Genomic DNA, 24,906 nt, shown 5'->3' on the forward strand with positions numbered 1-24,906 from the left:
GCCCGAACCCGATATCTTCGCATTTCGACGCCTCGAACGCGGAATTAATGGGTCCTGACCCTAGGCGCCGCGCCGGACGATCGCTCAGTCCATGGATGCTGAAACAAGTTCAGCATGACGAGGTTTAAGGACGGCTCCCCACCCCAAAGCCGCCATCCTGCCGCGCGATTTTTCACTGTCCTACATCATCCGGGCGCGATAGCTTCGCGCAATGTCCGTGTCCTGTCCTTGTGCCGTGATCGCGCTGTCTGCCGCACCTCTTGTTTCGCGTCGAGAGCGGACGGCAAAAGTTGGTCGCACAAGGCTGAACTTTGCTGAACTTTGGGGCGGACAAGCCAATGTCCTGCCACCGCATGGAGACGATCGATGAGGGGTGACAACGACCAGCTGGCGTCTTTCTGGATGCCGTTCACCGCCAACCGCGCGTACAAGGCGAACCCGCGCCAGCTCGTATCCGCGAGCGGCATGTATTACCGGTCGAGCGACGGGCGCGAAATCCTCGACGGCACCGCGGGCCTCTGGTGCAGCAACGCCGGTCATTGCCGACCCGAGATTGCCGAGGCGATCGCGAAGGCCGCATCGACGCTCGATTTCGCGCCGACCTTTCAGCTCGGCCATCCGTTGCCGTTCGAACTCGCCCAGCGTGTCGCGGCGCTGATGCCCGACGGTCTCGACCGCATCTTCTTCACCAACAGCGGGTCGGAGTCGGTCGATACCGCGCTCAAGATCGCGCTCGCGATCCAGCGCGCGAAGGGACAGGGAACGCGCACGCGCCTGATCGGCCGTGAACGCGGGTATCATGGCACCGGTTTTGGCGGGATCACGGTGGGCGGGCTCGTCAACAACCGGCGCGTCTTTTCGACGCTGCCCGGCGCCGACCATCTGCGCCATACGCACGATATCGGACGCAACGCCTTCACGCGCGGCTTCCCCCAACATGGCGCCGAGCTGGCCGACGATCTGCAGCGCCTCGTCGACCTGCACGGCGCAGAGACGATCGCGTCGGTGATCGTCGAGCCGATGGCGGGCTCGACCGGGGTGCTCATCCCACCGGTCGGCTATCTCCAGCGGCTGCGCGATATTTGCGACCGCAACGGCATCATCCTGATCTTCGACGAGGTGATCACCGCTTTCGGCCGCGTCGGCGCGGCGACCGCATCGGAAGCGTGGGGCGTTACACCCGACATCATCACGATGGCGAAGGGGTTGACCAACGCGGCGGTTCCGATGGGCGCGGTTGCGGTGAAGCGCGAGTTGCACGACGCGGTGCTGGACAGCGTCGCGGGCGGCATCGAGCTGTTCCACGGCTACACCTATTCGGGCCATCCGCTCGCCAGCGCCGCGGGGCTTGCGACGCTCGACCTCTATGCGCGCGACGGCCTGTTCGACCGCGCTAACGACCTCGCCGCCTATTGGGAGGATGCGGCGCACGGCCTGAAGGGGCGCCGCCATGTCATCGACATCCGCACCATCGGCCTTGTCGCGGGGATCGAACTCGAACCGCGCCCCGGCGCCCCGACCGCGCGCGCGATGGAGCTGTTCCACGCCGCCTTCGACGATGGCCTGCTCGTCCGCGCGACAGGCGACATCATCGCGCTGTCGCCGCCGCTGATCGTCGAGAAGGCGCAGATCGACGAGATGTTCAGCCGTATTGCCGACCTGCTCGATACGATCGACTAGGTGCTTGCCAGCGGGAAGGTCACCGAAACCTTTGTGCCCTTCCCGAGCTCGCTTTCGATGTCGAGCTGCCCCTGGTGGCGCTCGCTGATATGTTTGACGATCGCAAGGCCGAGCCCGGTGCCGCCGACCGAGCGGCTGCGCGCTTCGTCGACGCGGTAGAAGCGTTCGGTCAGGCGGGGCAGATGATCGGGGGCGATGCCTTCGCCCTCGTCGCTGACCGAGAGCCGGACGCGTTGTCCCTCGCGCGCCAGTTCGACCGTGACGGGCGTTCCGGGGCGGCCATATTTCATCGCGTTGGAAATGATGTTGTGGGTCAGTTGTCCGAGCTGCGCCTCGTCGCCGAGGACGGGCTGCGCGCCGCGGCCGAGCCGCGCGATGATATCCTTCGGACGCGAGGCCTCGCTGTCCTGCAATTGGGCGATCGTCGCCTTGACGATCGCGGCCAGATTGACCGGACGGGTGGGGCGGCGGAAGCGGTCCGCCTCGACGCGCGAGATCGAGAGGAGGTCGATCACCAGTTGCTGCATCCGCCGCGCCTCGCGCTCGATGATCGACAGGAAACGGTGGCGCATCGGTGCGTCGCCTTCGCCGTTCATGTCCTGCAGCGTTTCGACATAGCCGAGGATCGCCGCAAGCGGCGTGCGCAGCTCGTGACTGGCGTTGGCGACGAAATCGGATCGCATCCGGTCCGCCGCGTCGATCGCCGAGCGGTCGGAGAGGAAGATGATCCGTTCGCTGCCCGACAGCGTGGCGATGCGCATCGTCCAGCGCTGGCCGGGGCGGGGGAAGTCGACGAGATTGAGCGTTTCCAGCGGTGCGTCGCCCCCGATGCGCGCCAGCCATTCGGTTGCGGCGGGATGGCGAATCGCGGTGCGGATGTCGGCGCCGACGATGTGGCGGCCGAGCAGGCGCACCGCGGCGTCGTTGACGATCGTGACGACGTTGTCGGCAACGCCGATCAACGGTTCGTCCTCCTGGTCGACCCACAGCGCAAAATCGGGATGGCGGAGCAGCGAAACCGGCGGCTCTTCGATCGTGGGGGGCCCTTGCGGGTCGGGGATCGGTGAAGGCAGGGCGCCGTAGACAATCGCGACGCCGGCGACGCCGGCCACGGCGATAATCGCGATCGAAAGCGCATCGCCGCCCGCCAACGCCGCGAAGATGGCCGCGATGGCGACCAGGGTGAGGGCAGCAACCAGGCTCGAGAGGCGGTCGAACATCGCTCGCGCGCCCTCGCACGAAGCCGGGCATGCCGCAAGGATGTTCACGGTAATTAACCCCCGCCGCGCGAATGTCCCAAAGAGGGAAGCGGACGGGGCGAGGCGGTCTTTTGCTTTTCCGCGGCGCTTCATTGGTTTATGCGCTGCGCGATGGAAGACAGCTCGATCCCCGCCGAAAATGCCACCGATCCAGCCGAAGCCGCGCCGTCGCGGCGCAGGATGCTGGCGCTCGGTGCCGTCGGCGTCTCGGCGGCGCTGACGATCCGTCCGGCCTTTGCCCAGACCGCCGTGTCGGTGATGAACTGCCAGATTCCCGTGCCCGGTCCGACCGCGGCGGGGAAATATATCGACGCGCAAGGCAAGCTCGTGCCGCCGGGCACCAAGGGCGCCTTCCCGGGCTCGCCGCGCCCGTTCACCGGCGAGGAAGTGAAGCGCGCCTTTCGCGGCCAGACGCTGCCGGGCACAAGCTACAATCAGTCGCAGGCCTATCTGCAATATATCCGGCGCTTGCAGGCGGGGCAGAGCGGCTTTACCTGTTTCGCATCCATCCAGATGCCGCGCTGATCGTCGCTCCCCCGATCATGCGATGCGCGGCGTCGCAGAAAAAGGGACAGATGTGAAACTCGCTTCGCTCAAGCACGGCCGCGACGGCCGGCTCGTTGTCGTCTCCGACGACCTCGCCTGGTACGCCGACGCCGGCGCGATCGCCCCGACGCTGCAGGCCGCGCTCGACGGTTGGGAGGATGCGGCACCGCGGCTCGCGGCGCTGGCGGAGGATGTCAACCACGAAGCCATCCCGCGCGAACGCTTCCACGAACGCGACGCCGCTTCGCCGCTGCCGCGCGCATACCAATGGGCCGACGGCAGTGCCTATGTGAACCATGTCGCGCTCGTCCGGCAGGCGCGCAATGCGGAGATGCCCGAAAGCTTCTGGCACGATCCGCTGATGTACCAGGGCGGCAGCGATGCCTTCCTTGGCCCGCGCGATCCCATTCCGCTGGGCGATCCGGCGTGGGGATGCGATATGGAGGCGGAGGTCGTGGTGGTGACGGGCGATGTTCCTGCCGGGATCGATGCGGTCGCGGCGCGCGGCAAGATCCTGCTCGTCGGCCTCACCAACGATGTGTCGCTGCGCGGCCTGATCCCGGCCGAACTCGCCAAGGGTTTCGGTTTCTTCCAGTCGAAGCCGTCGAGCGCGATGTCGCCGGTTTTCGTCACCCCCGACGCGTTGGGCGCGCGGTGGAAGGACGGCAAGCTGCACGGCGTGCTGTCGGTCGATCTCAACGGCAAGCCGCTCGGCCGCGCCGACGCGGGCGTCGACATGACGTTCGATTTCGGCGCGCTGATTGCCCATGCAGCCAAGACGCGCAACCTCGGCGCCGGCACGATCATCGGGTCGGGCACCGTTTCCAATCGCGACGTCGACGGCGGTCCGGGCAGGCCGATTGCCGAGGGCGGGCTCGGCTATAGCTGCCTTGCGGAAGTCCGCACGGTCGAGACGATCCTGCAGGGCGAACCGAAGACGCCGTTCATGCAAAAGGGCGACGCCGTCCGCATCTGGATGGACGACGACCATCATCACAGCATTTTCGGGGCGATCGAGCAGACCGTCGCCTGATACGAAAAGGGGCGGGATTGCTCCCGCCCCTCGATCGTTCGTGCTGGCGAACAGGGGTCAGCCGCCCCCGCGACCGAAGCCGCCGCCCGACATCGCATCGCTGAGCGCGCAGGCCGCGGGCCCCAGGATGACGATGAACAGCACCGGCAGGATGAACAGGATCAGCGGCACCGTCATGATCGCCGGCAGGCGCGCGGCCTTTTCTTCGGCGCGCATCATGCGTTCGTTGCGGAATTCGGCCGACAGGACGCGCAGCGCACTGGCCAGCGGCGTACCATATTTTTCGGTCTGGATCATGGTCGTCACGACGCCCTTCACCGAATCGAGATTGACGCGATAGGCGAGGTTCTCGAACGCCTGACGGCGCTCGGTCAGGAAGCCGAGCTCGATCGAAGTGAGCGCGAACTCCTCACCCAGCTCGGGATAGGCGCGGCCGAGTTCCTTCGACACGCGCGAGAAGGCGGCGTCGACGGTAAGGCCGGCTTCGGCGCAGATGACGAGCAGGTCGAGCGCATCGGGGAGTCCCTTGCGGATCGCATCGGTGCGCTTCTGACGCTTGTTGTCGACGAACAGATCAGGCGCCTTGTAGCCGAGGATCAGCGCGGCCATCGTGAAGCCCGCGCGCTTGACCGTCGTCAGGTCGGGCCACATGTCCATGCCATAGATCAGCGTCGCGGCGATGCCGCCGAACAGGATCGGCAGCACGAGGCGGCCGAAGATGACGGCAACAGCCAGGTCTTTCGACCGGATGCCCGCCTGCGCCAGCTTCTGCTGAACGTCCTTGATCTGCTCTTCCTGCAGCACCTGAAGCTTGCCGAGGAAGGTACGCATCCGGTCGGCGGTCTGGTTTTTGCGGACCAGTTTGGCGCGGCGCTTGGTGGTCGACGCCGTGATGCCCGCCTTGAGCTGTTCGCGGCGCTCGTTGAGCGCCTTGACCCGCTTGGTCATCGGATTGCGGACGGTCAGCGCGCCATAGATGGCGAAGAGCACTGCGCCGACACCGACCGCGGCCAGCATCGTCGCAGCCCAGACGACATCGACCCCCATCAGCTTGGGGCCGCTCTGGGCTCCGGAGAAGGCGGCGGTAAGAAGGAAATTGCTGTTCATCGGTCCGCGCCCCTCAGATCTCGAAGCTGATCATTTTTTTCATGATGAGGGCACCGATGCTCATCCAGATGAGCCCGCCGACACCCGCGATGATCAGCCGTTGCTCGGTAAAGAAGCCGGCGAGATATTGGGGGTTCATCGACCAGACGATGCCAAAGACGAAAAAGGGCAGCGCGCCAACGATGTACGCCGAGGCTTTGGCTTCCGAAGACATCGCACGGATCTTCAGCTTCATCTGCGCGCGCTTGCGCAGAACGTCGGACAGATTCGCGAGCGTTTCGGCAAGGTTGCCACCCGTCTCGCGCTGGATCTGGATGGTGATGCAGAAAAACTGGAACTCCGGCGTGCCAAGCATTTCGGCCGATTCCTGCAGCGCTGCTTCCATCGTGTTGCCGATGCGGATGCGTTCGACGACGCCCTTGAATTCGTCGCCGACGGGGCCGGGCAGTTCCTGGCTCACAACCTGGAAGGTTTCGGTCACGGGAAGACCCGATTTCAGGCCGCGGACGAGCAGGTCGATCGCGTCGGGAAAGCGGGTATTGAAGGCGTTGACGCGCTTCTTGATCAGGTGCCCCACGACCATGTGCGGCAGGCCGACGCCGCCCATCAGCCCGACAAGCGCGGCGAGCAGGAACGGGGTCCGCAGCACGAGCAGCGCGCCCGTCACGACAACGAACAGCCCCATGCACCAGAGCATATACTGGCTGAGATTCCAGCCCTTGCCTGTACGGCGCAGACGTTTTTCCATCAGTTCGCGCCGCGGCATCAGGTTGGAGATGCTCGCGGCGCCGCCGCTCCGGGCCTGGATCGTCTTGCGCATCTGCGCGGCGACGACGGCTTCGGTCGAGGCGGCGTGACGGTCGCGCACCGACGACAGCCGCCGCTTCTTCACCCCGCTGACCGACGGACCGGCAAGCGCCATGACCAGCATTCCGACCGCGACGAGGGCGGCAACAACGACGAGGATCAATTGCAGGTTCATGTTCGCCCTTTGTCCGCCTTATCCCTGGGTGGCCCGAGCAACCTGCCACCCGGCAAGCCGCTCTGGCCGGTTCACTTGGCCTTTTTCGTCACCAGCGTGCCGAGCCCGCCGATTTTGTCGAACAGCGAGCCACCCGACTTGGCCTTTGCCTTTGCCTTTGCCGGCGCAACCGGCGCCTCTTCGGCGCTTTCGTCGGCACCGTCGATGACGAGGCGCATCAGGCTGGTCCAGACCTGACCGGCCTTTGTGCCCTTGCAGATTTCGGCATAGGATTTGCCGAGTTTCGCCGACTGGCTGACCAGCTTGGGATCGAACGGAATGGTGAAGTCGATCGGACGTTCGATCGACGATTCGAATTCCTTGCGCGACAGCTCGCCAACGGCGTTCTGGAACTTGTTGGCGACCAGGATCACCCGCGCACCCGGAACATTCTGCTTGAACCAGGACAGCAGACGGATCGTGTCGCGCGCGGAGGCGAGCGTCACGTCGCTGACCAGCAGGATCGTTCCGACTTCCTGCACCAGGTGCGGGAAGGGGATCAAAACGTGCCGGGGGATATCGACGATCGTCATCTCGAACGCGTTGCGCAGCTCTTCCTCCAGCTGGAAGAAGGCCGAGCCGTCGGTCATCACCGGCTGGTGGATCGGCGCTTCGGCCGACAGCAGGCTGAGCTTGTCCGACGCGCGCACCATCGCACGTTCGATGAACAGGCCGTCGATCCGACTGGGATTGTCGATCGCGTCGATCAGGCCGCGGCCGGGCTCGAGGTCGAGCGTCAGCGCGCCGGTGCCGAAATGCACATCGAGATCGAGCAGCGCGGTCTGGCGGTCGGCCTGTTCGCTGATCGCCCAGGCGAGCGAGGTCGAAACGAGCGACGCGCCGACGCCGCCGCGCACGCCGACCACCGCCATCATGTGATGCGGCTTGTCGTCGTGCATGTCGGCATGTTTCGGCGCCGACAGCATCGCCTGCGCCATGGTCAGCGATTCCCGCACCTGATCGAGCGACAACGGTTTCAGCAGATAGTCCTGGATACCGCTCGACAGAAGGTCGCGGTACAGGCGGACGTCGTTCACCTGACCCGCCGCGATCACGACGGTGCCGGGTTCGCAAACCTCGGCCAGCGCGTTGATGTCGTTGATCGGGTCACCCGATTCCGACATGTCGACGAACAGGATGTTCGGGCTCGCCGAGACCGACAGCGACTGGACGGCGTTGCGCAGCCCGCCCTTGTTGCACTTCTCGGTCGGCCAGCCCATGTCTGCGGCCGCGACGCGGATCAGCTCCAGCGTATCGTCGTCGCAGACGAACGCGTTGAAGGGGTCACGCAGCCCTGCTGCTTTGAAAGGAGCGTTCACTGGCTGCCTCCGCTGTTGGTGGTCTGTTGAGCCTTGAGATCGCCGGCGCCGGTCTGCGGCCGTTCACGATAGGTCTTGATCGCGCGCGTTGCGGCATTCGGATCATTGCCGGTCGAGGTCGAACCCTTGATCAGATCGTTGGGGTCGGCGACCATCGAGGCGAGGTTGCCGTTCGTCGCGCAGCCATAGTTCGACGAGGTGGCATTGGTGAAGTTGATCGCCGACTTGCTCGACCAGTCGGGGCATCCTGGGACATGCGCAGTCGCGCGCGTCACGACGACGCGGATCGATCCAGGGGGAACGGCACCGGTGGTCACGGGCACGTCGTTGCTGAGTAGCAGCCCGCGGCGCTCCACCATCGCGCGGACGGTCGCCTGCGCCTCGCTGGCGCCATAGACCGACGGATCCTCGATGGCGATGCGGTCGCCGTAGCGCACGCCCAGAGCGTCGAGCCAGCCCTGGAGCCGGCCCTGCTCGCTCGGCGCGATGTCGCCCGATCCGGCAGCAACATCGAACTGATAAATGGTGTTCCGGACCACCGGCTGGTGGACCGATTCGAGGCCGCGATTGCCATTTGCCGCGCCTGTACATCCGGCGAGCGTGGTTGCCAGTGCCAGGGCGGTCCAAGTTGCGATCTTCTTCATCACTTTGCTCCTGAAAACCGGCGTGTCACTTGCCGACGCTGAAACCCGGCGCGGCCGTGCCGGCAGCGCGCGGACGGTCGGCATCGCCCACCGTTGTATCGAGCTTCGGTTTCGGCCGGTCGCCGCCCGTCACGCCGTCGCTCGTCTGGTTGAGGAGCAGGCGCTGCAGGTCGTTCGAGTCCTGATAGGCATCGGTCGGCAGCTTGATCTCGTTCGCCGTGACCGGCTGGACGAGATAGGGCGTCACCACGATTACCAGCTCGGTCTCGCCACGGCGGAAGCTGTCCGATTTGAACAGCGTGCCGAGAAGCGGAACGTCGCCGAGGCCGGGAACCTTGTCGATCGCGCCGATCGAACGGTTGTTCATCAGGCCCGCGATCATGAAGCTTTCGCCCGAACCGAGTTCGACCGTCGTCTCTGCGCGGCGGATCGTCAACGCCGGGACCTGGAAGCCGTCCATTTCGATGGCGCCTTCGGTCGACAGTTCCGACACTTCCGGGCGCACGCGCAGGCTGATGCGGCCGTTCGAAAGAACGGTCGGCGTATAGGCCAGGCTTACGCCATATTTGCGATACTCGATCGTGGTGCTTGCGAAATTGCCCGGGATGGGAACCGGGAATTCACCGCCCGCGAGGAAGTCGGCCGTTTCGCCCGAAATCGCGGTCAGGTTCGGCTGCGCGAGCGTGACGACCATGCCCGACCGTTCGCCGATGTCGAGCGAGGCCATGACATCGAGGCCGAATAGGCGGCCGGCGGCGCCGAAGCTGTTGACGCCGGCAGGCGTAGTGAACTGATAGGTGGTCCCGGTCGCGCCCGAGGAACCCTCGCCCGGGTACGTGATCGTACCCGCCGTGCGGCCCCGTACCACGCTGCCGAGGAAGCCGTTGCCGAACTGGCCGTCGCGGTCGCGGGTCAGCAGGTTTCCGCTGATTTCCTTGAGAAGCGTGCGGTTCACTTCGGCGATGCGGACCTGCAGGTTGACCTGCAGCGGGGTTGCGGTGCGAAGGCGCGACAGCACCTTGGTCTGGTCGCCTACGAACGCCTGGACGAGGCGCTCGGCCTCCGCTGCATCGTCGGGCGAAGGCACGGTGCCGGTCAGCAGGATGAAGCCGTTCATCGTGTTCGACGCGATCTTTGCATCGGGCATTGCGAGCGACAGCATCTGGTCGATCGTCTCGATGTTGTTGCCGACACGGGCGACGGTCGAATAGACGACCCGGCCGCTGGCATCGGTCGCATAGATGCTCGTTTCGCCGGGCGCCTTGCCGAAGACATAGAGCTGGCGGCTGGAGCGGACCTGGACGTCGGCGACCTTGTCGTCGGCGACGAACACGTCGGTCATCGGCGCGCTCAGGCTGATCAGGCGGCCGCGACCGACCGACAGGTCGACGCTGCTGCTGGCGTTCTGCGTCGCCTGCGCCGCCGCCTGCTGCACCGGGGCCGAGACCAGGGTCGCTGCGACCAGGCCGATGGCCAGGGTGCGGGCGAGCGCCGCGACCTTGAAAGTGGCTTTGCTGTTCATCTTATTTACCCCCAACCGTAATTTCGGTCACCTTGTCACCGCGGGTCACGCGAACGACCGGACCCTGGGGCGCCGCGGGGCCCATCGAAACGGGCGCGCCGCTGTACGACTGCTGTTGCTGCGGCTGGCGCGGAGCCGACACGCGGCCACGAACCGGAACCCAGAAGCGCGAGACGTCGCCACCGGTCGTCGCCGACGACTTGGCCGAGGTCGGACGCGCGGCAGCTTCGGCCAGCATCTTCTTTTCGGCGGCGGTACCACCGCCGGCGGGCACGTTCACTTCGCCCGAAGCAATGGCCGCCTCAAGGTCGCCGCTGTTTTCGGCGAGCGGGCGGAGCGCCAGCGAGAGCTGGCCCATATTCTGGGCGACGGCAATCTTTTCGGCGATTTCCGGCGTCGCTTCGAGCGTTACCGAGCCGAAAGTGCGGACGGGCGTCTTGCCGGTTTCATCTTCGGCGTCGTAGCGCTGGTCGGTCGCGAGGACGCGGACGTTGCGCACGATCGTTTCGGCGGTGTAAAGCTCATCGTCGGGATAGGCGCTGCCTTCCTTGATCGAGAGCTTCTGCGCGAGGACGACGTCGACGCGGTCGCCGGGGAAGACGAAGCCTGCGACACCTTGTTCCTGGCTGACCTTCACCGTCACGGCGCGCATCCCCGGCCCAAGCGCGGCGGCGAGGAAGCCGCGATCGTCGGGATGGACGAGCGCGCCCTGCGTCAGCGGCTGCCCTGCGGTGATCGGATAGCGAACGACCGTGCCGACCAGATTCTGGACTTCGGTCTCTTCCTTCAGGAAATAGGCCTTCTCGACCAGTTCCTTCGGCCAGGGCTGGAAACGGAAGCTGTCCGGACCGATAATCGTGCCCGCCGGCAGCTGCCGCGTTGCGACGAGGATCATGGGGCCATTGATTTCCGGCGCGGCCGCGGCGCGTGCCTGCGGCGCTGTTGCGCCCCGCATCATCTGGTTGACCCCGAACGCCGCGCCGATGGCAATCACCAGCGCGCCGACGATCAGCATAATCTTTCGCGTATCCATGACGATTTTTCGCCTCCTGCGCCAACCAGAGGTGGTGGCGCTTGCCCTCAACTCACAGCGATAAACTGAAACTGGTTAAGATAGTGTTGGTGAAGCGCCCAAAGTCCGGCTGCGGCGATAGCGACCCCATAGGGAACCTCTATCATCTTGTCCGAAGGGCGAATTTTCGAGTGGATCAGCATCACGGCCGACAGGATCCCGCCGCCGATTGCCATGAGCGTCAGCATCGGAATGAACAGCGGGAGCGGAATCCACAGCATCACGCCGCCGATCATCTTCACGTCGCCGCCGCCCATCGCGCCCAGCGCGAACAGACCGGCGAAGACCATAAACACCGCAAAGGCGGCGCCGAACTGGAGCGGGATTTCGGGCCAAAGTGCCAGACCGCTGGTGATCCAGAAGGGGATGGCGAGCAGCGCGATCCCGGCATTCAGGCGGTTCGATATCGTGCGGGTACGCAGGTCGCTGACCGCCGCGACGATCATCAGCACCGCGAGAAGCGCCATCAGGCCAAGCGTGATAGAACCGTTTTGCATCGGACTTCTCCTAGTGATCATGGCTTACCAAAAAGTAACCATGATCGGGCCGCGCGCCGCTTGCATTCCGCTAGCCAGCCGATATGCGGCGGCTATGACCGGTTCGCTCCCTTCCTCCATCGACATCCTGATCGTCGGCGCGGGCATTGGCGGGGCCAGCCTCGCGGCGTCGCTGGCCCCGCACCGGCGGGTGCTGCTGATCGAGGCCGAAGCCATGCCGGGCTATCATGCGACCGGCCGGTCGGCGGCCTTCTGGCACGAAACCTATGGCGGCCCGGCCATCCAGCCGCTGTCGAAGGCATCGTTCGACCTGCTGCGCGATCCTCCGGCTGATTTTTCCGAGCGCGGCTTCCTGTCGCCGCGGGCGGCGTTCAATCTGGGACGGCGCGACGAGGCCGCGGTTGTGGACGAATTTACCGCGGGCTTCGCGGCGAAGGGCGTCGATATCCAGCGCATGAGCGGGGTTGAGGTGGCGCGTATCGTGCCCGGCATCCGGCCCGACTGGAGCGAGGCGGCCTATGAGAGGGCCTGCAGCGATATCGATGTCGGCGCTTTGCACGCGGCCTTTCTGCGCACGGCGAAGCGTGCGGGCGCGCAGCTTGCGACCAGCGCCACGCTGACGTCCGCCCGGCGGACGGCCTCCGGCTGGGAGGTACAGGTCGGGACGGACATGTTGCACGCCAATGTCATCGTCAACGCGGCGGGGGCGTGGGCCGATACGGTCGCGGTGCGATGCGGCGCCCGTCCGCTCGGCATCCAGCCCTATCGGCGGACGGTCTTGCAGTTGCGGCTGGGCGTCCCGGTTCCCGCGTCGCTGCCGCTCGTGATTCACGTCGGCGGCAGCTTCTACTTCAAGGGCGAGAGCGAGGGACGGGTGTGGCTCAGCCCGCATGACGAGACGCCGTCCGCGCCTTGCGACGCCGCGCCGGAGGAACTCGATGTCGCGATCGCGATCGACCGGCTGCAAGAGGTCGTCGACTGGCCGATCGCCGCCGTCGAACGCAAATGGGCGGGCCTTCGCAGTTTCGCCCCCGACCGGCTGCCCGTCTTCGGTGCCGATCCGCACGTCCCCGGCTTCGTCTGGTGTGCGGGGCAGGGCGGGTTCGGCATTCAGACATCGCCGGCGATCGGCGGGCTGCTCGCGGCGGAGCTTGGCGCGCCGCGGCCGGGTGGCGCGATCGGTGAAGTCGATCCTGCGCCTTTCGCGCCCGCGCGTTTTGCCTGACCAATCTATCGGCTTGCGCGGGGAAAAAGGCGCATTAGCATGGGTTTGGCTGCGTCACCCCCGGCACGGCCCGACCTGTGGAGGATGGCATGGCCCATTATTTCGAGATCAAGAAGAACAAGGCCGGCGAATTTGTCGCCTATTTCAAGTATAATAGCGAAGCGATCTTCTGGACCGAAGGCTATAGCAGCAAGGCATCCGCGAAGAATGCCATCGAGTCGATTTTGAAGAATGGCCCCGGCGCGGAAGTGCGCGAGACCGAATAATCGACGGTGCGCGGGCGTTCAGCGCGCCCGCGCCGCCTCCAACGCCGCATCGCTCGCCAGTTTGTCAGCCAGTTCATTGTCGCCATGCCCCGCATGGCCCTTGACCCAGATCCATTCGATCTTGTGCCGTTTCGCCTCGGCGACCAGCCGCTGCCACAGGTCGGCATTGGCGACCGGTTTTTTTGCGGCAGTCTTCCAACCGTTCTTCTGCCAGCCGAAAACCCATTTGGTGATGCCGTCGCGGACATAGACGCTGTCGGTCGACAATTCGACGTTGCATGGCCGCCTGAGTGCCGCGAGCGCCTCGATCGCTCCCATCAATTCCATGCGATTGTTGGTCGTGTCGGCTTCGCCGCCCGAAAGCGTCTTCACGACATCGCCCCAGCGCAGCACCGCGCCCCAGCCGCCGGGCCCCGGATTGCCCTTGCACGCGCCATCGGTGGCGACGATCACAGTCCGGCCCTCGGTCATGCGGCGAACAGGCTGGCGGCGTCGGCGGCCTGATAGCGGCGCAGACGGTTCAGGAAGGGCGCGGGATCCTTGCGCGTGACCAGCGCGTCGGCGGGCGTATGGACCCAGTCGTGCGCGCGCGTCAGCAGGAAGCGCAGCGATGCGCCGCGCGCGAGCAGGGGCAGGGCTGCCGTCTCGGCCTCGGACAGCGCGACCGCCTTTGCATAACCCCGCATCAGCGCGCTTGCTCGCCCGGTGTCGCAGGTCGCGCCGTCGTCCGAAAAGGTCCAGGAGGCATGCGTGACCGCGACGTCATAGGCACGAAAGTCGCTGGCCGCGAAATAGAAGTCGATGAGCCCCGTCACCGTGTCGCCGAGCATCAGCACATTGTCGGGAAACAGGTCGGCATGGATCACATGGGCCGGCAGTCCCGACGGCCAGTGGGCGTCGAGATAGGCGAGTTCGTCGTCCACGACCGCTTGCAGCCCCGGAATTACCGTATCGAGATCGCCCGTCGCTGCTGCGACACCGCGCCAGTGGCGGTGCCCCATGCTGTTTTCGCGCCCCCCCGCGAAATCGGCGACCGCGCGATGCATCGTGCCCAGCGCTTCGCCCGCCGCCTCGCATTGGCGCGGCGAGGGGTGGGTCAGCGAAATGCCTGGCAGGAACTGGATGATGCAGGCGGCGCGTCCGGAGACGCGCTGGATCGTGCGGCCTTCGCGATCCTCGATCATCGCGGGCACGGGGCTGCCGCGACGCGCGAGATGATTCAGCAAGTCGACGAAGAAGGGTAGGTCGCCTTCGCTCACCCGCTTTTCGTAGAGCGTCAAGATGAAGCGGCCACCGGTCGTTTCCAGCAGGAAGTTGCTGTTCTCGACGCCCTCGGCGATCCCTTTGCACGACAGGACGGTGCCGATGTCGTAGCGCGCGACGAGCGCCGCGAGGTCGTCGGGGTCGACGTGCGTATAGACCGCCATCAGTTCGCCGCCGGTTCGAGCCCGCGCGGCAGCTTGAAGACCATATTTTCTTCGGCCGTCACAACGACCTCCTCGCGGATCGGCCGATGCGCCGCGACGGCGTCGATCACTTCACGGACCAGCATCTCGGGGGCGCTCGCGCCTGCGGTGATGCCGAGCGTCGCGATATCGCGCAGCCAGTCTGAATCGACGTCGGTTCCGCGCTGGACCAGATGCGCCGGGGTGCCCAGCCGCTCGGCGACTTCGACGAGGCGCAGGCTGTTCGAGCTGTTCGGCGCGCCGATCACGATCATCCGGTCGCACCGTCCGGCGATCGCTTTCACGGCGTCCTGCCGGTTCGATGTCGCGTAACAGATATCTTCGCCGCGCGGGCCACTGATCGACGGGAAACGATGTTGTAGCGCGGCAATGATGTCGCGCGTGTCGTCGACCGACAGCGTGGTCTGCGTCAGGAAGGACAGATTTTCCGGATCGGGCGGCGATAGCGCCGCCACGTCGTCGACCGATTCGACCAGCGTCATCGCTCCTTGTGGCAACTGGCCGAGCGTGCCGATGACCTCGGGATGGCCCGAATGGCCGACAAAGACGATGTGGCGTCCGGCCTCATGCGCACGCTCGGCCTGACGATGCACTTTTGACACCAGCGGGCAGGTCGCGTCGATATAGTCGAGCCCGCGCGCTTCGGCCTTGGCGGGCACTGCCTTGGGCACGCCGTGCGCGCTGAACACGACCGGGACGCCGTCGGGGACCTGGTCGAGCGATTCGACGAAAATCGCTCCCTCGGCCTTCAGCGATTCAACGACGTAGCGGTTGTGCACGATTTCGTGACGGACATAGACCGGCGCTCCATAGCGTAGCAGCGCCAGTTCGACGATGCGGATCGCGCGGTCGACGCCGGCGCAAAAGCCGCGCGGCGCCGCGATTAATACATTGAGGATCGCGCTTTCGCTGCCTTGCGGGCGCACTATATTGTCGGGAGCGTTCATGGTCCGCGCGCTCTAGCGCAGCACAACTATCGCGGTAAAGCGGCTTCGTCCGTGTTGCGCCTCGTTCATCGCACCGATAAGAAGCGGCGCGCATGGAAGGGCGAGCAGCCCTTCGATGCCTCCGCGCGAGTTTGGAAAGTCCGGTTTTTATGATGTCATCTTCGTTGTCCTCCCGTAAATTTGTTGCCCTGCTCGGCGGAGCCGCTGCGCTGGCGACGGTGGCGGGCTGCGCAAAGGACAATGATATCGACGTTTCGTCGGGGGTCGGCATCACCTCGACGCGCAGTGCGTGCCCTGCGATCGCCGTCCCGACCTATACCGGCGACATCACCCTCTTCGATCCCGCGACGAGCCGCGATGCGAGCGCGATCGACGTCGTCGCGACGATCACCAACCTGACGCCGCAGTGCAATGAAGAAGGCGAGAAAGTCTATCAGCTCGCCAATTTCGACGTTATCGCAACGCGCCGCGATGCCGGCCCGGCGCGGACGGTGACCTTGCCCTATTTCTCGACCGTCGTGCAGGGCGGCACCGCCGTCGTGTCGAAGCGGATCGGCCAGGTGACGGTCAGCTTTGCCGACGGCCAGGTGCGCGGGACGGGCCATGGTCAGGCGGCCGCCTATGTCGACCGCGCGGCCGCGACGCTGCCTGCCGACATCCAGGAACGCATCACGCGCAAGCGTAAGGCAGGCGAGGAAGACGCAGCGGTCGACCCCCTGAGCATCCCCGAAGTGCGTACCGCGGTGCAACGCGCCAGTTTCGAACTGCTCGTCGGCTTCCAGCTGACCCAGGACCAGCTCGAATATAACGTCCGACGATAAGCCGCGCGGCGGCGCCCGTTCGCGCCCTGCGCTTCGTTCGTCCCTGCGACGCCTTTTTGGCGGCGCAGGGCTTTTCGCGTTGCCCCGCCTAGGCTAGGGCGCCCCGACGATATTTGACCCAAAGCTAGGATCCGCCGTGACCCTGTTCAGCCGTTTCTCCGACCATATCGGCACCGCCCTCGATGCGCTTGTCGCCCGCGATGCCTTGCCTGCCGGCCTCGACCGCAGCGCGATCAGCGTCGAGCCGCCGCGCGACCCTTCGCACGGCGACGTCGCCACCAACGCCGCGATGGTGCTTGCCAAACCCGCGGGCACCAACCCGCGCACGCTTGCCGAACTGCTCGTCGCCGAACTCGGCGCGCTCGATGAAGTGACCGAGGCCAGCGTCGCCGGCCCGGGTTTCATCAACCTGCGCCTCGCCGATGACAGCTGGCGCGACGAACTCGCGCTCATCCATGCCGATGCAGTGGATTATGGCCGCTCGAAAATGGGTGAAGGTCGCTCGGTAAATGTCGAATATGTATCGGCGAACCCTACGGGACCGATGCACGTCGGCCATTGTCGCGGCGCGGTCGTCGGCGACGCGCTGGCCGCGTTGCTCGAATATGCCGGGTACAAGGTCATCCGCGAATATTATGTCAACGACGCGGGCGCGCAGGTCGATGTGCTCGCGCGGTCGGTGCACATGCGGTACCGAGAAGCGCTTGGCGAAGAGATCGGCGCGATCCCGGAAGGGCTCTATCCCGGCGACTATCTGAAGCCCGTCGCGGCGAAGCTGGCGGCCGAATATGGCGAGCGGTTCGTCGGCGCGCCCGAGAGCGAATGGCTCGTCCCGTTCCGCACCGCCGCGGTCGCGGCGATGATGGACATGATCCGCGCCGACCTCGCAAAGCTTGGCATCCATCACAATCTCTTCTCGTCCGAGGCCGAATTGCAGGCCGAAGGCAAGCCCGCGGCTGCTGAAAAGTGGCTGCGCGATCATGATCTCGTCTATGATGGCGTGCTGGAAGCTCCCAAGGGCGAGACACCGGAGGATTGGGAGCCGGTCGAGCTGCCGCTGTTCCGCTCGACGCAGTTCGGCGACGACCAGGATCGGCCGATCAAGAAATCGGACGGCAGCTGGACCTACTTTGGCGCCGACCTCGCCTATCATTTCCAGAAAAGCCAGAACGCCGATGAATTGATCGACATCTGGGGCGCCGACCATGCGGGAACGGTCAAGCGGATCAAGGCCGCGGTCGCGGCGCTGACCGGCGGAAAGACCCGTTTCGACGTCAAGCTGGTGCAGATGGTCCGGCTGCTCAAGAATGGCGAGCCGTTCAAGATGTCGAAACGGGCGGGCAATTTCGTGACCCTCGCCGACATCGTCGACGAGGTCGGCAAGGATGCGGTGCGCTTCACCATGCTGACGCGCAAGGCCGACGCGCAGATGGACTTCGACTTCGCGAAAGTGGTCGAGGCGTCGCGGGACAATCCGGTCTTTTATGTCCAGTACGCCCACGCCCGGATCGCCTCGCTGAAGCGCAGGCTCGCGGACGCAGGCGTCGCGCCGGCCACGCCGAACACGGCGCGGCTCGATGATTACGAGCTGGGGCTCGTCAAGCTGCTCGCGCAATTCCCGCGGATCGTCGAATCGGCCGCCTCGGCGCGCGAACCGCACCGGATCGCCTTCTTCCTCGGCGAGATCGCGGCCGCGTTCCATGCCTGGTGGAACATGGGTAACGATCGTCCCGACGCCCGTATCATTTTGGTAAATGACCCCGAATTGACCGCGACCCGCCTTTATCTCGCCGATGGAATCGGGCAGGTTATCCGCAACGGGCTCCACCTGATGGGGGTAGAGGCGCTCGAGGAGATGAATTGATGGCGGAGGACAAGGACGCGGGACTGGGCCTGGAGGACGAAGATCGGCTTCCCTGGCTCGAAGCGGCCGACGATCTGGGCGACGATGGCGAGGTATCGCCGGTTCGCCTGCTCGTCATGGTGCTCGGCGGTCTGATCCTGATCGGCGCGGTGCTTGGCGGCCTCTGGTGGCTGCAGAATGGCGGCGCGCGCGGCGATGGCGAACTGATCGTCGCGCAAAAGGGCGCCTACAAAGTCGCGCCGAAAACCGATGGCGCCAAGATGTTCGAAGGCGAGGGCGATGCCAGCTTTGCCGCAACCGAAGGCGCCGAACCTTCGGGCAAGGTCGACGCGAGCCGGATGCCCGAAGAGCCGGCGGTGACCCCGGCCGAGCGCGAAGCCGCCGCAAAGGCCGAAAAGACCAGATCCGAGGCCGACAAGGCGGCTGCCGCCAAGGACGAGGCCGCGCGCATTGCCGCCGCCGACAAGGGCAAGCCCAAGCCCGCAGCCATGTCGGTCAAGACGCCCGGCGCCAAGGAAGCCGACAAGGCGGCGACGGGCGGCTCGGCGATGATCCAACTCGGCGCCTTCAGCAGCGAAGCCGCAGCGGGCAAGGCGTGGACGAACCTGTCGAAGCGTTTTCCCTATTTGGCCGATCTCGGCAAATCGGTTTCGCCCGTGAAGCTCGGCGATAACACCGTCTATCGTCTGCGCGCTTCGGCCGGTTCGGCTGGCAATGCCTCGGCCGTGTGCGGAAAATTGCGGGTGGCGGGCGAAAATTGCGTCGTCGTCCGCTAAATTTGCGCATTTTACCGCAGAAAGCGTTGGTTCGATAGGAATGCCGTGTCATCATGCATGCATTGGCCGGGCTGCGCGGGAAGTACCGGCCAGTGGAGTTTGACGCATGATACCGGCGATTTTCGGCCTTTCGGGCCTGACCCTGACCGACGACGAGCGCGCTTTCTTCCGCGACAGCAACCCTGCGGGCTACATCCTGTTCGGGCGCAATATCGAAAACCGCGAGCAATTGCGGCGCCTGACCGACGAACTGCGCAGCCTCGCCGGCCGCGCCAACCTGCCGATCCTGATCGACCAGGAGGGCGGCCGGGTCGCGCGGATGAAGGCGCCCGAATGGCCCGATTTCCCGAGCGGCGCCGCGTTCGATGCGCTGTATGAGCGTGCGCCCGCCAGCGCGATCGAAGCCGCAAGGCTCAATGCGATGGCGCTCGCGTCGATGCTGGCCGAGGTCGGCATCACGGTCGACTGCCTGCCGCTGCTCGACGTGCGCCAGCCGGGGGCGAGCGACGTCATCGGCGACCGCGCGCTCGGTAGCGAGCCGATGCGCGTCGCCGCGCTCGGGCGGGCGATCCTGTCGGGGTTGCAGGACGGCGGGGTCGTCGGGGTGGTGAAACATATCCCGGGCCATGGCCGCGCGCTGCTCGACACGCACGAGGCGCTGCCGACCGTCACCGCACCGGACCGCGACCTGCAGACCGACCTCGCCCCCTTCGCGGCGCTGCGCGATGCGGCGATGGCGATGACCTGCCATGTGGTTTTCGAGGCGTGGGACCCCCACCGCCCCGCAACCCTCTCGCCGCTCGTCATCGACAGCATCATCCGCCAGCGCGTCGGCTTCCATGGCTTGCTCATGACCGACGATCTCGACATGAAGGCTCTGTCGGGCGATGTTCCCTCACGCGCCGCCGACGCGATCGCCGCCGGGTGCGATATCGCGCTCAATTGCTGGGCGAAGATGGACGATATGATCGGGATCGCGAAGGCGCTCGATCCGATCAGCACCGTGTCGCTCGCGCGGCTCGAAGGGGCGATGGACCGGATCGTTGGCGCGCACGATTCGCGGGCGTTCGACGTGCTCGTCGACCAGCGCGACGCGCTGCTGGCGCTCGCCTGAGGGCGTCGATGGACGAACTGCCGCTCGATTTCGAACTGGCCCCGTCGGCGGCAAAGGAACGCGAGGATGCGCTGCAACTCAGCCTCGACTTCTGGGAAGGTCCGCTCGACCTGTTGCTGACGCTGGCGCGCGGGCAGAAGGTCGATCTCCGGCAGATTTCGATCCTCCAGCTCGTCGAGCAATATCTGGTCTTCATAGCCGAAATGCGCGCGAAGCTGGAGGTTGCGGCCGACTATCTCGTGATGGCGGCGTGGCTCGCCTATCTCAAATCGGCGCTGCTGCTGCCCAAGGATCCGCTCGAGGAGCCGTCGCCCGACGAACTGGCGCTCCGCCTGCAACTGCGCCTTCAGCGCCTTGCCGCAATGCGCGAGGCGGCGGCGCGGCTCCTTGCGCGCGACCGGATCGGCCGCGACGTTTTCCTGCGCGCGAAGCCCGAGGGACTGCGCGATGTAAAGTTGCGGCGCTGGGACGCCAGCCTTTATGACCTGCTTTCGGCCTATGGGCAGGTCAAGCTGCGCACCGAACCGGTCGTTCATATGGTCTCGCGGCGGCCGGTGGTGACGCTCGACGCGGCGCTGCACCACCTCGAACGACTGATCGGCGTGCAGCTCGACTGGGCCGAACTCTCCGACTTCCTGCCGTCCGATTATCGGGGGCCGCTCCGCCGCTCGGCGATCGCGTCTAGTTTCCTCGCCGCGCTCGAACTTGCGCGGCAGGGGCGCATCGACCTCAAACAGGAAGCCGCCTTCGAACCGCTCTATCTGAAAGCCGCAAAAGTATGATCGACGATCTGGAACGCGCGATCGAGGCGATGTTGTTCGCGAGCGACGAGCCGCTCGACGCGCGGCAGGTTGCGGGGCGGCTCGGGGATGACATGACACCGGGCGAGGTGCGCGCGATCATCCTCCGCATCGCAGAGCGCCATGATGGCAGCGGGGTCGAACTTGTCGAGCGCGGCGGCCATTGGCATTTTCAGACCCCCGCCGATCTTGCACACCTGCTCCGCCGCGAGCGTGACGACCCGCGCAAGCTGTCGCGCGCCGCAGCCGAAGTGCTGGCGATCGTTGCCTATCACGAGCCCGTCAGCCGCGCCGAGATCGAGGCCATCCGGGGGGTTCAGACCTCGAAGGGAACGCTCGATGTCCTGATGGAAGCCGAATGGATCGCTCCCGCCGGGCGACGCGAGGTTCCGGGGCGGCCGCTGATCTACAAGACGACCGACGCCTTCCTGCAACATTTCGGCCTCAACAGCCGCAAGGACCTGCCGGGAATCGAGGATTTGCGCGCGGCCGGCCTGCTCGACCCTGTCGACCTTGCTTTCGAGGAGGCAATGGGCGAACTGGACCTAGTAAAAGACGGTGAAGAGGCCTAGATGAGCCCTTCAAGGAGATTTTGAGATGGGTAGCTTCAGCATCTGGCACTGGCTCGTGGTCGGTATTCTTGTCCTTCTGCTGTTCGGCAAGGGCCGCTTCTCCGACATGATGGGCGACGTCGCCAAGGGCATCAAAAGCTTCAAGAAGGGCATGGCCGACGACGATGTCCCGCCCGCTCCGAAGCAGATCGAGGGGCAGCGGACGCCCGACGCCGCCACTCCGACGCCGACCGCGGAAACCGAAATCCGCTGATCGCGCCGCGCCGCCTGCGGGGGAAGCTTTAGTTCATGTTTGACGTCGCGCCCACCGAGTTGCTGCTCGTCGTGGTGGTGGCCCTGGTGGTCATCGGGCCCAAGGATCTGCCCAAGGCGATGCGCTTCGTCGGCAAATGGGTCGGCAAGGCGCGCGGCATGGCGCGCCATTTCCGGTCGGGCCTCGACACGATGATGCGCGAGGCCGAACTGGAAGAGCTCGAAAAGCAGTGGCGCGAGCAGAATGACGCGATCATGCGCGAATTTCCGCGGATCGATGACGTTGCGGCAGGGACGCCGCCGATTCTTGCCGCGACCGACAGCGGCGAGGCGCCGCCCGAAAATCCCGATCATGCCGCCGCGGCCACCAAGCCCGAGACGCACGAAGTGCCGCCTCGTGATGGGCCGCTGCCATGACTGCCGAAACCCCTGTAACGGCCGACGAAGATGGCGCCGGCGGCAAGATGCCGTTGCTCGACCATCTGATCGAACTGCGCTCGCGGCTCCTGAAATCGCTGCTCGCGGTCGGGCTGGCTTTCGGCGTCTGTCTCTATTTCGCACGGCCGATCTTCGGCATTCTCGTGCATCCTCTGGTCGTCGCGGGGCAGGGTAAGCTGATCTACACCCAGCTGTTCGAGGCCTTCTTCGTCGAGATCAAGGTCGCGCTGTTCTCGGCCATGATGATCGCGTTCCCTGTGATCGCCAACCAGCTCTGGAAATTCGTCGCTCCCGGCCTGTACCGCAAGGAAAAGCGCGCGCTGCTGCCCTTCCTGTTCGCGACGCCGGTGCTCTTCACGGTCGGCGCGTGCTTCGCTTATTTCATTACGATCCCGATCGCCCTCAAATTCCTGCTCGGATACCAGGGCGAAGTCGGCGGAGTGATGCAGGAGGCGCTGCCCTCGGTCGGCAATTATCTGAGCTTCGTGATGCAGTTCATCATGGCGTTCGGCATCGCCTTCTTGTTGCCGATCCTGTTGATGCTGATCGAACGCGCGGGCCTCGTGACGCGCGAGCAGCTCATTTCGGCGCGGCGCTATATGATCGTTGCGGCGTTTGCGATCGCTGCGGTGTTCACGCCGCCCGATATCCTCAGCCAGCTCCTGCTCGCGATTCCGCTCGTCTTTCTCTACGAGCTGTCGATCTTTGCGATCTGGTTTACGGGCCGCAAACGCAAGACAGGCGCCGAAGCGGCGCCTGTCGAGCCTCTCGAAGAGGCTTAGGGTAAGCTTCCCGCCGATCAGTGAATGGCGTCGCTACCCGCCTGGCCGACCGACTCGATGTCGCGGCCAACGCCCTTCACCGTGTTGCAGCCAGCGACCAGAAAGCTAGCAAGCAGGGTGAGGAGGATTACACGGATACTCGTCATTTGATTCACCTCTCACGGGTCTTCTTGGACGCAAAATGGCCCGGCACGCATTCCCCCCCCCCCCCTCGAAGCGGGCCGGGCCAATGTTGCTGAGCAGCGCTGCGGGGGGGCGATGACCGCTGCTCGAAGGGGAAACGGACGGTGCGAGCCAAAAGTTCCCGAAAAAAATCATACAGGCGAAATTTTTTTGCGGCTCATTTGAATCGCTTGGATTTCAGAGCGTTGACCTAGAGTGACGTCAGTCCGCTGGCCACCGCGAGCCCCAGAAAGGCGAGAAATCCCATCGAATCCGTCGTCATCGTGACGAAAATCGAGCTCGCAACGGCAGGGTCCTGATCGAGCCGGTCCAGTAGCAGCGGGATCGCCACCCCGGCTACGCCAGCGACGAATATGTTCACGATCATCGCCGCGGCGATGACCGCGCCCAATTGCGGATTGCCGAACCAGAGCGCGGTAGCGGTCCCGGCGATCAACGCGATCGTACCGCCATTGAGCAGCGCGATCTTTATTTCGCGCCACACGGCACGATAGCTGTTCGAATCGGTGAGTTGGTTCATCGCGAGCGCGCGCACGGTGACCGCCAGCGTCTGCGTTCCCGCATTGCCGCCGACGCCGGCGACGATTGGCATCAGCGCCGCGAGCGCGACCATATGCTCGATCGCGCCGCCGAAGATGCCGACGATGCTCGACGCGACCAGCGCGGTGCCAAGGTTGGCGATCAGCCAGCGGACGCGGGCCGCATAGGTTTCGCGGATCGGCTCGTTAATGTCGCCGTCGCCGGCGCCCGAGAGGCGGAGGATGTCTTCGCCTGCCTCTTCCTGAATGATATGGACGACGTCATCGACCGTGATCATCCCGACGAGACGCCCCGCCTTGTCGACGACCGCCGCGGAGATCAGCGCATATTTCTGAAAGCGGAGCGCGACCTCTTCCTGATCCATGTCGACGGGGATCAGCGTTTGCTCGCGCTTCATCACGTCGCTGACCGCAATGTCGCGCGGCGTGCGGAGAATCCAGCTCAGCTGGCAGGTTCCGACCGGGCGATGCAGCGGATCGACGACGAAGATTTCCCAGAAATCGGTCGCAAGGTCGACATCCTCGCGCAGCCGGTCGATGACGTCGCCGACGGTCACATGCTCGGGCACCGCGACATATTCGCGCTGCATGAGGCGCCCGGCGGATTCCTCCGGGTAGGAAAGCGCGTCCTCGATCGCGGCGCGATCCTCGGGCTCCATCGCCTCGAGAACGGCCTGCTGATCGTCCTCCTCCATATCCTCGATGATCGCGACGGCATCGTCGGTATCGAGTTCGGAGGCGAGTTCGGCGACCTGCTCTGGCGCGAGGAGGTCGATCAGCTCCTCGCGCACATAATCGTTCATTTCCGCCAGCACGTCGGCGGAGAGCATGTCGCCCAGCACTGCGGCGAGCATCGGGCGTTCGTCGGGGCGGGCGAGTTCGAAAAGGTCCGCAATATCGGCCGGGTGGAGGCGGCCGATGCGTTCACGCGCGGCCTCGCCTTCGCCGGCCTCGGCGAGGTCGATCACGTCGCGGACGAATTCGGGTTTCAGCCGGTCGTCTTCGTCGAGTTCGGTTTCGACCTCGCGGTGTGGTGGTTCGCGGCCCGCTTCGCGGTCGTCGGCGAGGACGACGCCTTGTTCGGGCAGGGATTCTTCGCGTTTGTCCATCGCGGTCCTCCCTGGCTAATGCGGTGTCCGTGCCTCCCCCTAGTCGCGCGGC

The 24,906-nt window shown here is 65.4% G+C and carries 27 protein-coding genes; 14 read left to right on the top strand and 13 right to left on the bottom strand.

Features of this window, described 5'->3' with window-relative positions; all coding sequences use genetic code 11:
- Positions 1–366: 366 nt before the first annotated feature.
- On the top strand, positions 367–1,680 hold the full coding sequence (locus tag ATE64_RS11210; protein ID WP_058456635.1) for an aspartate aminotransferase family protein: 1,314 nt from the start codon (positions 367–369) through the stop codon (positions 1,678–1,680).
- On the opposite strand, the gene ATE64_RS11215 is transcribed toward ATE64_RS11210, so the two are convergent.
- Entirely contained in the window at positions 1,677–2,900 is a 1,224-nt protein-coding gene (locus ATE64_RS11215) for an ATP-binding protein (protein WP_058456636.1), read from the bottom strand. The two genes, ATE64_RS11210 and ATE64_RS11215, sit on opposite strands and share 4 nt — an antisense overlap.
- A 150-nt stretch (positions 2,901–3,050) precedes the next feature.
- Between ATE64_RS11215 and ATE64_RS11220 the strand changes: the two genes are divergently transcribed.
- Positions 3,051–3,464, top strand: coding sequence for a hypothetical protein (locus ATE64_RS11220; protein WP_058456663.1), 414 nt, complete (start codon positions 3,051–3,053; stop codon positions 3,462–3,464).
- 52 nt (positions 3,465–3,516) lie between these two features.
- A complete protein-coding gene (locus ATE64_RS11225; RefSeq protein ID WP_058456664.1) occupies positions 3,517–4,518 on the top strand; it encodes a fumarylacetoacetate hydrolase family protein in 1,002 nt (333 codons plus the stop codon).
- A gap of 57 nt (positions 4,519–4,575) precedes the next feature.
- Here the strand turns inward: ATE64_RS11225 and ATE64_RS11230 are convergent, their stop codons facing one another.
- The 7 genes from ATE64_RS11230 to ATE64_RS11260 all read right to left on the bottom strand — a co-directional run bounded on the left by ATE64_RS11230 (position 4,576) and on the right by ATE64_RS11260 (position 11,700).
- Positions 4,576–5,565: a type II secretion system F family protein gene (locus ATE64_RS11230; RefSeq protein ID WP_058456665.1), complete on the bottom strand. Its 990-nt coding sequence runs from the start codon at positions 5,563–5,565 to the stop codon at positions 4,576–4,578.
- A 73-nt stretch (positions 5,566–5,638) separates the two neighbouring features.
- Complete coding sequence (locus ATE64_RS11235; protein WP_058456637.1) at positions 5,639–6,607, bottom strand: type II secretion system F family protein; 969 nt, start codon at positions 6,605–6,607, stop codon at positions 5,639–5,641.
- Positions 6,608–6,678: 71 nt separating this feature from the next.
- Complete coding sequence (locus tag ATE64_RS11240) at positions 6,679–7,965, bottom strand: pilus assembly protein CpaE (RefSeq protein WP_058456638.1); 1,287 nt, start codon at positions 7,963–7,965, stop codon at positions 6,679–6,681.
- Positions 7,962–8,609, bottom strand: a complete 648-nt coding sequence (locus ATE64_RS11245; protein ID WP_058456639.1) for a CpaD family pilus assembly protein — start codon at positions 8,607–8,609, stop codon at positions 7,962–7,964. Before ATE64_RS11245 ends, ATE64_RS11240 begins: the two co-directional genes overlap by 4 nt.
- A gap of 25 nt (positions 8,610–8,634) precedes the next feature.
- Positions 8,635–10,131 (bottom strand): type II and III secretion system protein family protein, encoded by a 1,497-nt coding sequence (locus tag ATE64_RS11250; protein ID WP_058456640.1) that lies wholly within the window; start codon positions 10,129–10,131, stop codon positions 8,635–8,637.
- A 1-nt stretch (position 10,132) separates the two neighbouring features.
- A complete protein-coding gene (cpaB, locus tag ATE64_RS11255) occupies positions 10,133–11,164 on the bottom strand; it encodes a Flp pilus assembly protein CpaB (RefSeq protein ID WP_058456641.1) in 1,032 nt (343 codons plus the stop codon).
- A gap of 47 nt (positions 11,165–11,211) precedes the next feature.
- A complete protein-coding gene (locus ATE64_RS11260) occupies positions 11,212–11,700 on the bottom strand; it encodes a prepilin peptidase (RefSeq protein ID WP_058456642.1) in 489 nt (162 codons plus the stop codon).
- Positions 11,701–11,794: 94 nt separating this feature from the next.
- Here ATE64_RS11260 and ATE64_RS11265 point away from each other — a divergent pair, with 94 nt between their 5' ends.
- Complete coding sequence (locus ATE64_RS11265; RefSeq protein ID WP_058456643.1) at positions 11,795–12,925, top strand: FAD-dependent oxidoreductase; 1,131 nt, start codon at positions 11,795–11,797, stop codon at positions 12,923–12,925.
- An 89-nt stretch (positions 12,926–13,014) separates the two neighbouring features.
- Positions 13,015–13,191 carry a DUF1508 domain-containing protein gene (locus ATE64_RS21185; protein ID WP_082657774.1) on the top strand — a complete coding sequence of 59 codons (177 nt, stop codon included), beginning with the start codon at positions 13,015–13,017 and terminating at the stop codon, positions 13,189–13,191.
- Between the two features lie 18 nt (positions 13,192–13,209).
- Here ATE64_RS21185 and rnhA read toward each other — a convergent pair whose 3' ends face one another.
- Genes rnhA through ispH form a run of 3 tightly spaced genes read right to left on the bottom strand, consistent with a single transcriptional unit; the run spans position 13,210 to position 15,604 of the window.
- Positions 13,210–13,662, bottom strand: coding sequence for a ribonuclease HI (gene rnhA, locus ATE64_RS11270; protein WP_058456644.1), 453 nt, complete (start codon positions 13,660–13,662; stop codon positions 13,210–13,212).
- The gene (gene thrB, locus ATE64_RS11275; RefSeq protein WP_058456645.1) at positions 13,659–14,618 is read right to left on the bottom strand and encodes a homoserine kinase; all 960 of its coding nucleotides are present in this window, start codon (positions 14,616–14,618) and stop codon (positions 13,659–13,661) included. Before thrB ends, rnhA begins: the two co-directional genes overlap by 4 nt.
- Positions 14,618–15,604: a 4-hydroxy-3-methylbut-2-enyl diphosphate reductase gene (gene ispH, locus ATE64_RS11280; RefSeq protein WP_058456646.1), complete on the bottom strand. Its 987-nt coding sequence runs from the start codon at positions 15,602–15,604 to the stop codon at positions 14,618–14,620. Before ispH ends, thrB begins: the two co-directional genes overlap by 1 nt.
- Positions 15,605–15,753: 149 nt before the next feature.
- Here ispH and ATE64_RS11285 point away from each other — a divergent pair, with 149 nt between their 5' ends.
- From ATE64_RS11285 to tatC, 9 genes are all read left to right on the top strand, one after another.
- Positions 15,754–16,425, top strand: a complete 672-nt coding sequence (locus ATE64_RS11285; protein WP_058456647.1) for a hypothetical protein — start codon at positions 15,754–15,756, stop codon at positions 16,423–16,425.
- A 136-nt stretch (positions 16,426–16,561) separates the two neighbouring features.
- Positions 16,562–18,289 carry an arginine--tRNA ligase gene (gene argS, locus ATE64_RS11290; protein WP_058456648.1) on the top strand — a complete coding sequence of 576 codons (1,728 nt, stop codon included), beginning with the start codon at positions 16,562–16,564 and terminating at the stop codon, positions 18,287–18,289.
- Complete coding sequence (locus tag ATE64_RS11295; protein ID WP_058456649.1) at positions 18,289–19,065, top strand: SPOR domain-containing protein; 777 nt, start codon at positions 18,289–18,291, stop codon at positions 19,063–19,065. The genes argS and ATE64_RS11295 overlap by 1 nt, the downstream gene beginning before the upstream one ends.
- A 106-nt stretch (positions 19,066–19,171) precedes the next feature.
- On the top strand, positions 19,172–20,179 hold the full coding sequence (gene nagZ, locus ATE64_RS11300) for a beta-N-acetylhexosaminidase (protein WP_058456650.1): 1,008 nt from the start codon (positions 19,172–19,174) through the stop codon (positions 20,177–20,179).
- A gap of 8 nt (positions 20,180–20,187) precedes the next feature.
- A complete protein-coding gene (locus ATE64_RS11305; protein WP_058456651.1) occupies positions 20,188–20,961 on the top strand; it encodes a ScpA family protein in 774 nt (257 codons plus the stop codon).
- Positions 20,958–21,551: an SMC-Scp complex subunit ScpB gene (gene scpB, locus ATE64_RS11310; RefSeq protein ID WP_058456652.1), complete on the top strand. Its 594-nt coding sequence runs from the start codon at positions 20,958–20,960 to the stop codon at positions 21,549–21,551. The genes ATE64_RS11305 and scpB overlap by 4 nt, the downstream gene beginning before the upstream one ends.
- Before the next feature lie 25 nt (positions 21,552–21,576).
- Entirely contained in the window at positions 21,577–21,804 is a 228-nt protein-coding gene (locus tag ATE64_RS11315; protein ID WP_058456653.1) for a twin-arginine translocase TatA/TatE family subunit, read from the top strand.
- Positions 21,805–21,839: 35 nt separating this feature from the next.
- Positions 21,840–22,220, top strand: coding sequence for a Sec-independent protein translocase protein TatB (gene tatB / locus ATE64_RS11320; protein ID WP_058456654.1), 381 nt, complete (start codon positions 21,840–21,842; stop codon positions 22,218–22,220).
- Positions 22,217–23,023: a twin-arginine translocase subunit TatC gene (gene tatC, locus ATE64_RS11325; protein ID WP_058456655.1), complete on the top strand. Its 807-nt coding sequence runs from the start codon at positions 22,217–22,219 to the stop codon at positions 23,021–23,023. Before tatB ends, tatC begins: the two co-directional genes overlap by 4 nt.
- 17 nt (positions 23,024–23,040) lie before the next feature.
- Here the strand turns inward: tatC and ATE64_RS11330 are convergent, their stop codons facing one another.
- Positions 23,041–23,169, bottom strand: a complete 129-nt coding sequence (locus ATE64_RS11330; RefSeq protein ID WP_058456656.1) for an entericidin A/B family lipoprotein — start codon at positions 23,167–23,169, stop codon at positions 23,041–23,043.
- Between the two features lie 227 nt (positions 23,170–23,396).
- The gene (gene mgtE, locus ATE64_RS11335) at positions 23,397–24,854 is read right to left on the bottom strand and encodes a magnesium transporter (RefSeq protein WP_058456049.1); all 1,458 of its coding nucleotides are present in this window, start codon (positions 24,852–24,854) and stop codon (positions 23,397–23,399) included.
- Positions 24,855–24,906 lie beyond the last annotated feature (52 nt).

Source organism: Sphingopyxis sp. H073 (genome assembly GCF_001468395.1).
Classification (GTDB): domain Bacteria; phylum Pseudomonadota; class Alphaproteobacteria; order Sphingomonadales; family Sphingomonadaceae; genus Sphingopyxis.

Excerpts from the sequence above, each read along its gene's own strand:
- ATE64_RS11245 (WP_058456639.1), bottom strand. The coding sequence starts at position 8,609 with ATGAAGAAGATCGCAACTTGGACCGCCCTGGCACTGGCAACCACGCTC.
- ATE64_RS11260 (WP_058456642.1), bottom strand. The coding sequence starts at position 11,700 with ATGCAAAACGGTTCTATCACGCTTGGCCTGATGGCGCTTCTCGCGGTG.
- thrB (WP_058456645.1), bottom strand. The coding sequence starts at position 14,618 with ATGGCGGTCTATACGCACGTCGACCCCGACGACCTCGCGGCGCTCGTC.
- ATE64_RS11315 (WP_058456653.1), top strand. The coding sequence starts at position 21,577 with ATGGGTAGCTTCAGCATCTGGCACTGGCTCGTGGTCGGTATTCTTGTC.
- ATE64_RS11285 (WP_058456647.1), top strand. The coding sequence starts at position 15,754 with ATGATGTCATCTTCGTTGTCCTCCCGTAAATTTGTTGCCCTGCTCGGC.
- tatC (WP_058456655.1), top strand. The coding sequence starts at position 22,217 with ATGACTGCCGAAACCCCTGTAACGGCCGACGAAGATGGCGCCGGCGGC.
- ATE64_RS11235 (WP_058456637.1), bottom strand. The coding sequence starts at position 6,607 with ATGAACCTGCAATTGATCCTCGTCGTTGTTGCCGCCCTCGTCGCGGTC.
- ispH (WP_058456646.1), bottom strand. The coding sequence starts at position 15,604 with ATGAACGCTCCCGACAATATAGTGCGCCCGCAAGGCAGCGAAAGCGCG.
- ATE64_RS21185 (WP_082657774.1), top strand. The coding sequence starts at position 13,015 with ATGGCCCATTATTTCGAGATCAAGAAGAACAAGGCCGGCGAATTTGTC.
- ATE64_RS11265 (WP_058456643.1), top strand. The coding sequence starts at position 11,795 with ATGACCGGTTCGCTCCCTTCCTCCATCGACATCCTGATCGTCGGCGCG.
- ATE64_RS11330 (WP_058456656.1), bottom strand. The coding sequence starts at position 23,169 with ATGACGAGTATCCGTGTAATCCTCCTCACCCTGCTTGCTAGCTTTCTG.
- ATE64_RS11250 (WP_058456640.1), bottom strand. The coding sequence starts at position 10,131 with ATGAACAGCAAAGCCACTTTCAAGGTCGCGGCGCTCGCCCGCACCCTG.
- ATE64_RS11220 (WP_058456663.1), top strand. The coding sequence starts at position 3,051 with ATGGAAGACAGCTCGATCCCCGCCGAAAATGCCACCGATCCAGCCGAA.
- ATE64_RS11210 (WP_058456635.1), top strand. The coding sequence starts at position 367 with ATGAGGGGTGACAACGACCAGCTGGCGTCTTTCTGGATGCCGTTCACC.
- nagZ (WP_058456650.1), top strand. The coding sequence starts at position 19,172 with ATGATACCGGCGATTTTCGGCCTTTCGGGCCTGACCCTGACCGACGAC.
- ATE64_RS11230 (WP_058456665.1), bottom strand. The coding sequence starts at position 5,565 with ATGGGGGTCGATGTCGTCTGGGCTGCGACGATGCTGGCCGCGGTCGGT.
- ATE64_RS11215 (WP_058456636.1), bottom strand. The coding sequence starts at position 2,900 with ATGTTCGACCGCCTCTCGAGCCTGGTTGCTGCCCTCACCCTGGTCGCC.
- rnhA (WP_058456644.1), bottom strand. The coding sequence starts at position 13,662 with ATGACCGAGGGCCGGACTGTGATCGTCGCCACCGATGGCGCGTGCAAG.
- mgtE (WP_058456049.1), bottom strand. The coding sequence starts at position 24,854 with ATGGACAAACGCGAAGAATCCCTGCCCGAACAAGGCGTCGTCCTCGCC.
- cpaB (WP_058456641.1), bottom strand. The coding sequence starts at position 11,164 with ATGGATACGCGAAAGATTATGCTGATCGTCGGCGCGCTGGTGATTGCC.
- ATE64_RS11295 (WP_058456649.1), top strand. The coding sequence starts at position 18,289 with ATGGCGGAGGACAAGGACGCGGGACTGGGCCTGGAGGACGAAGATCGG.
- scpB (WP_058456652.1), top strand. The coding sequence starts at position 20,958 with ATGATCGACGATCTGGAACGCGCGATCGAGGCGATGTTGTTCGCGAGC.
- tatB (WP_058456654.1), top strand. The coding sequence starts at position 21,840 with ATGTTTGACGTCGCGCCCACCGAGTTGCTGCTCGTCGTGGTGGTGGCC.
- ATE64_RS11305 (WP_058456651.1), top strand. The coding sequence starts at position 20,188 with ATGGACGAACTGCCGCTCGATTTCGAACTGGCCCCGTCGGCGGCAAAG.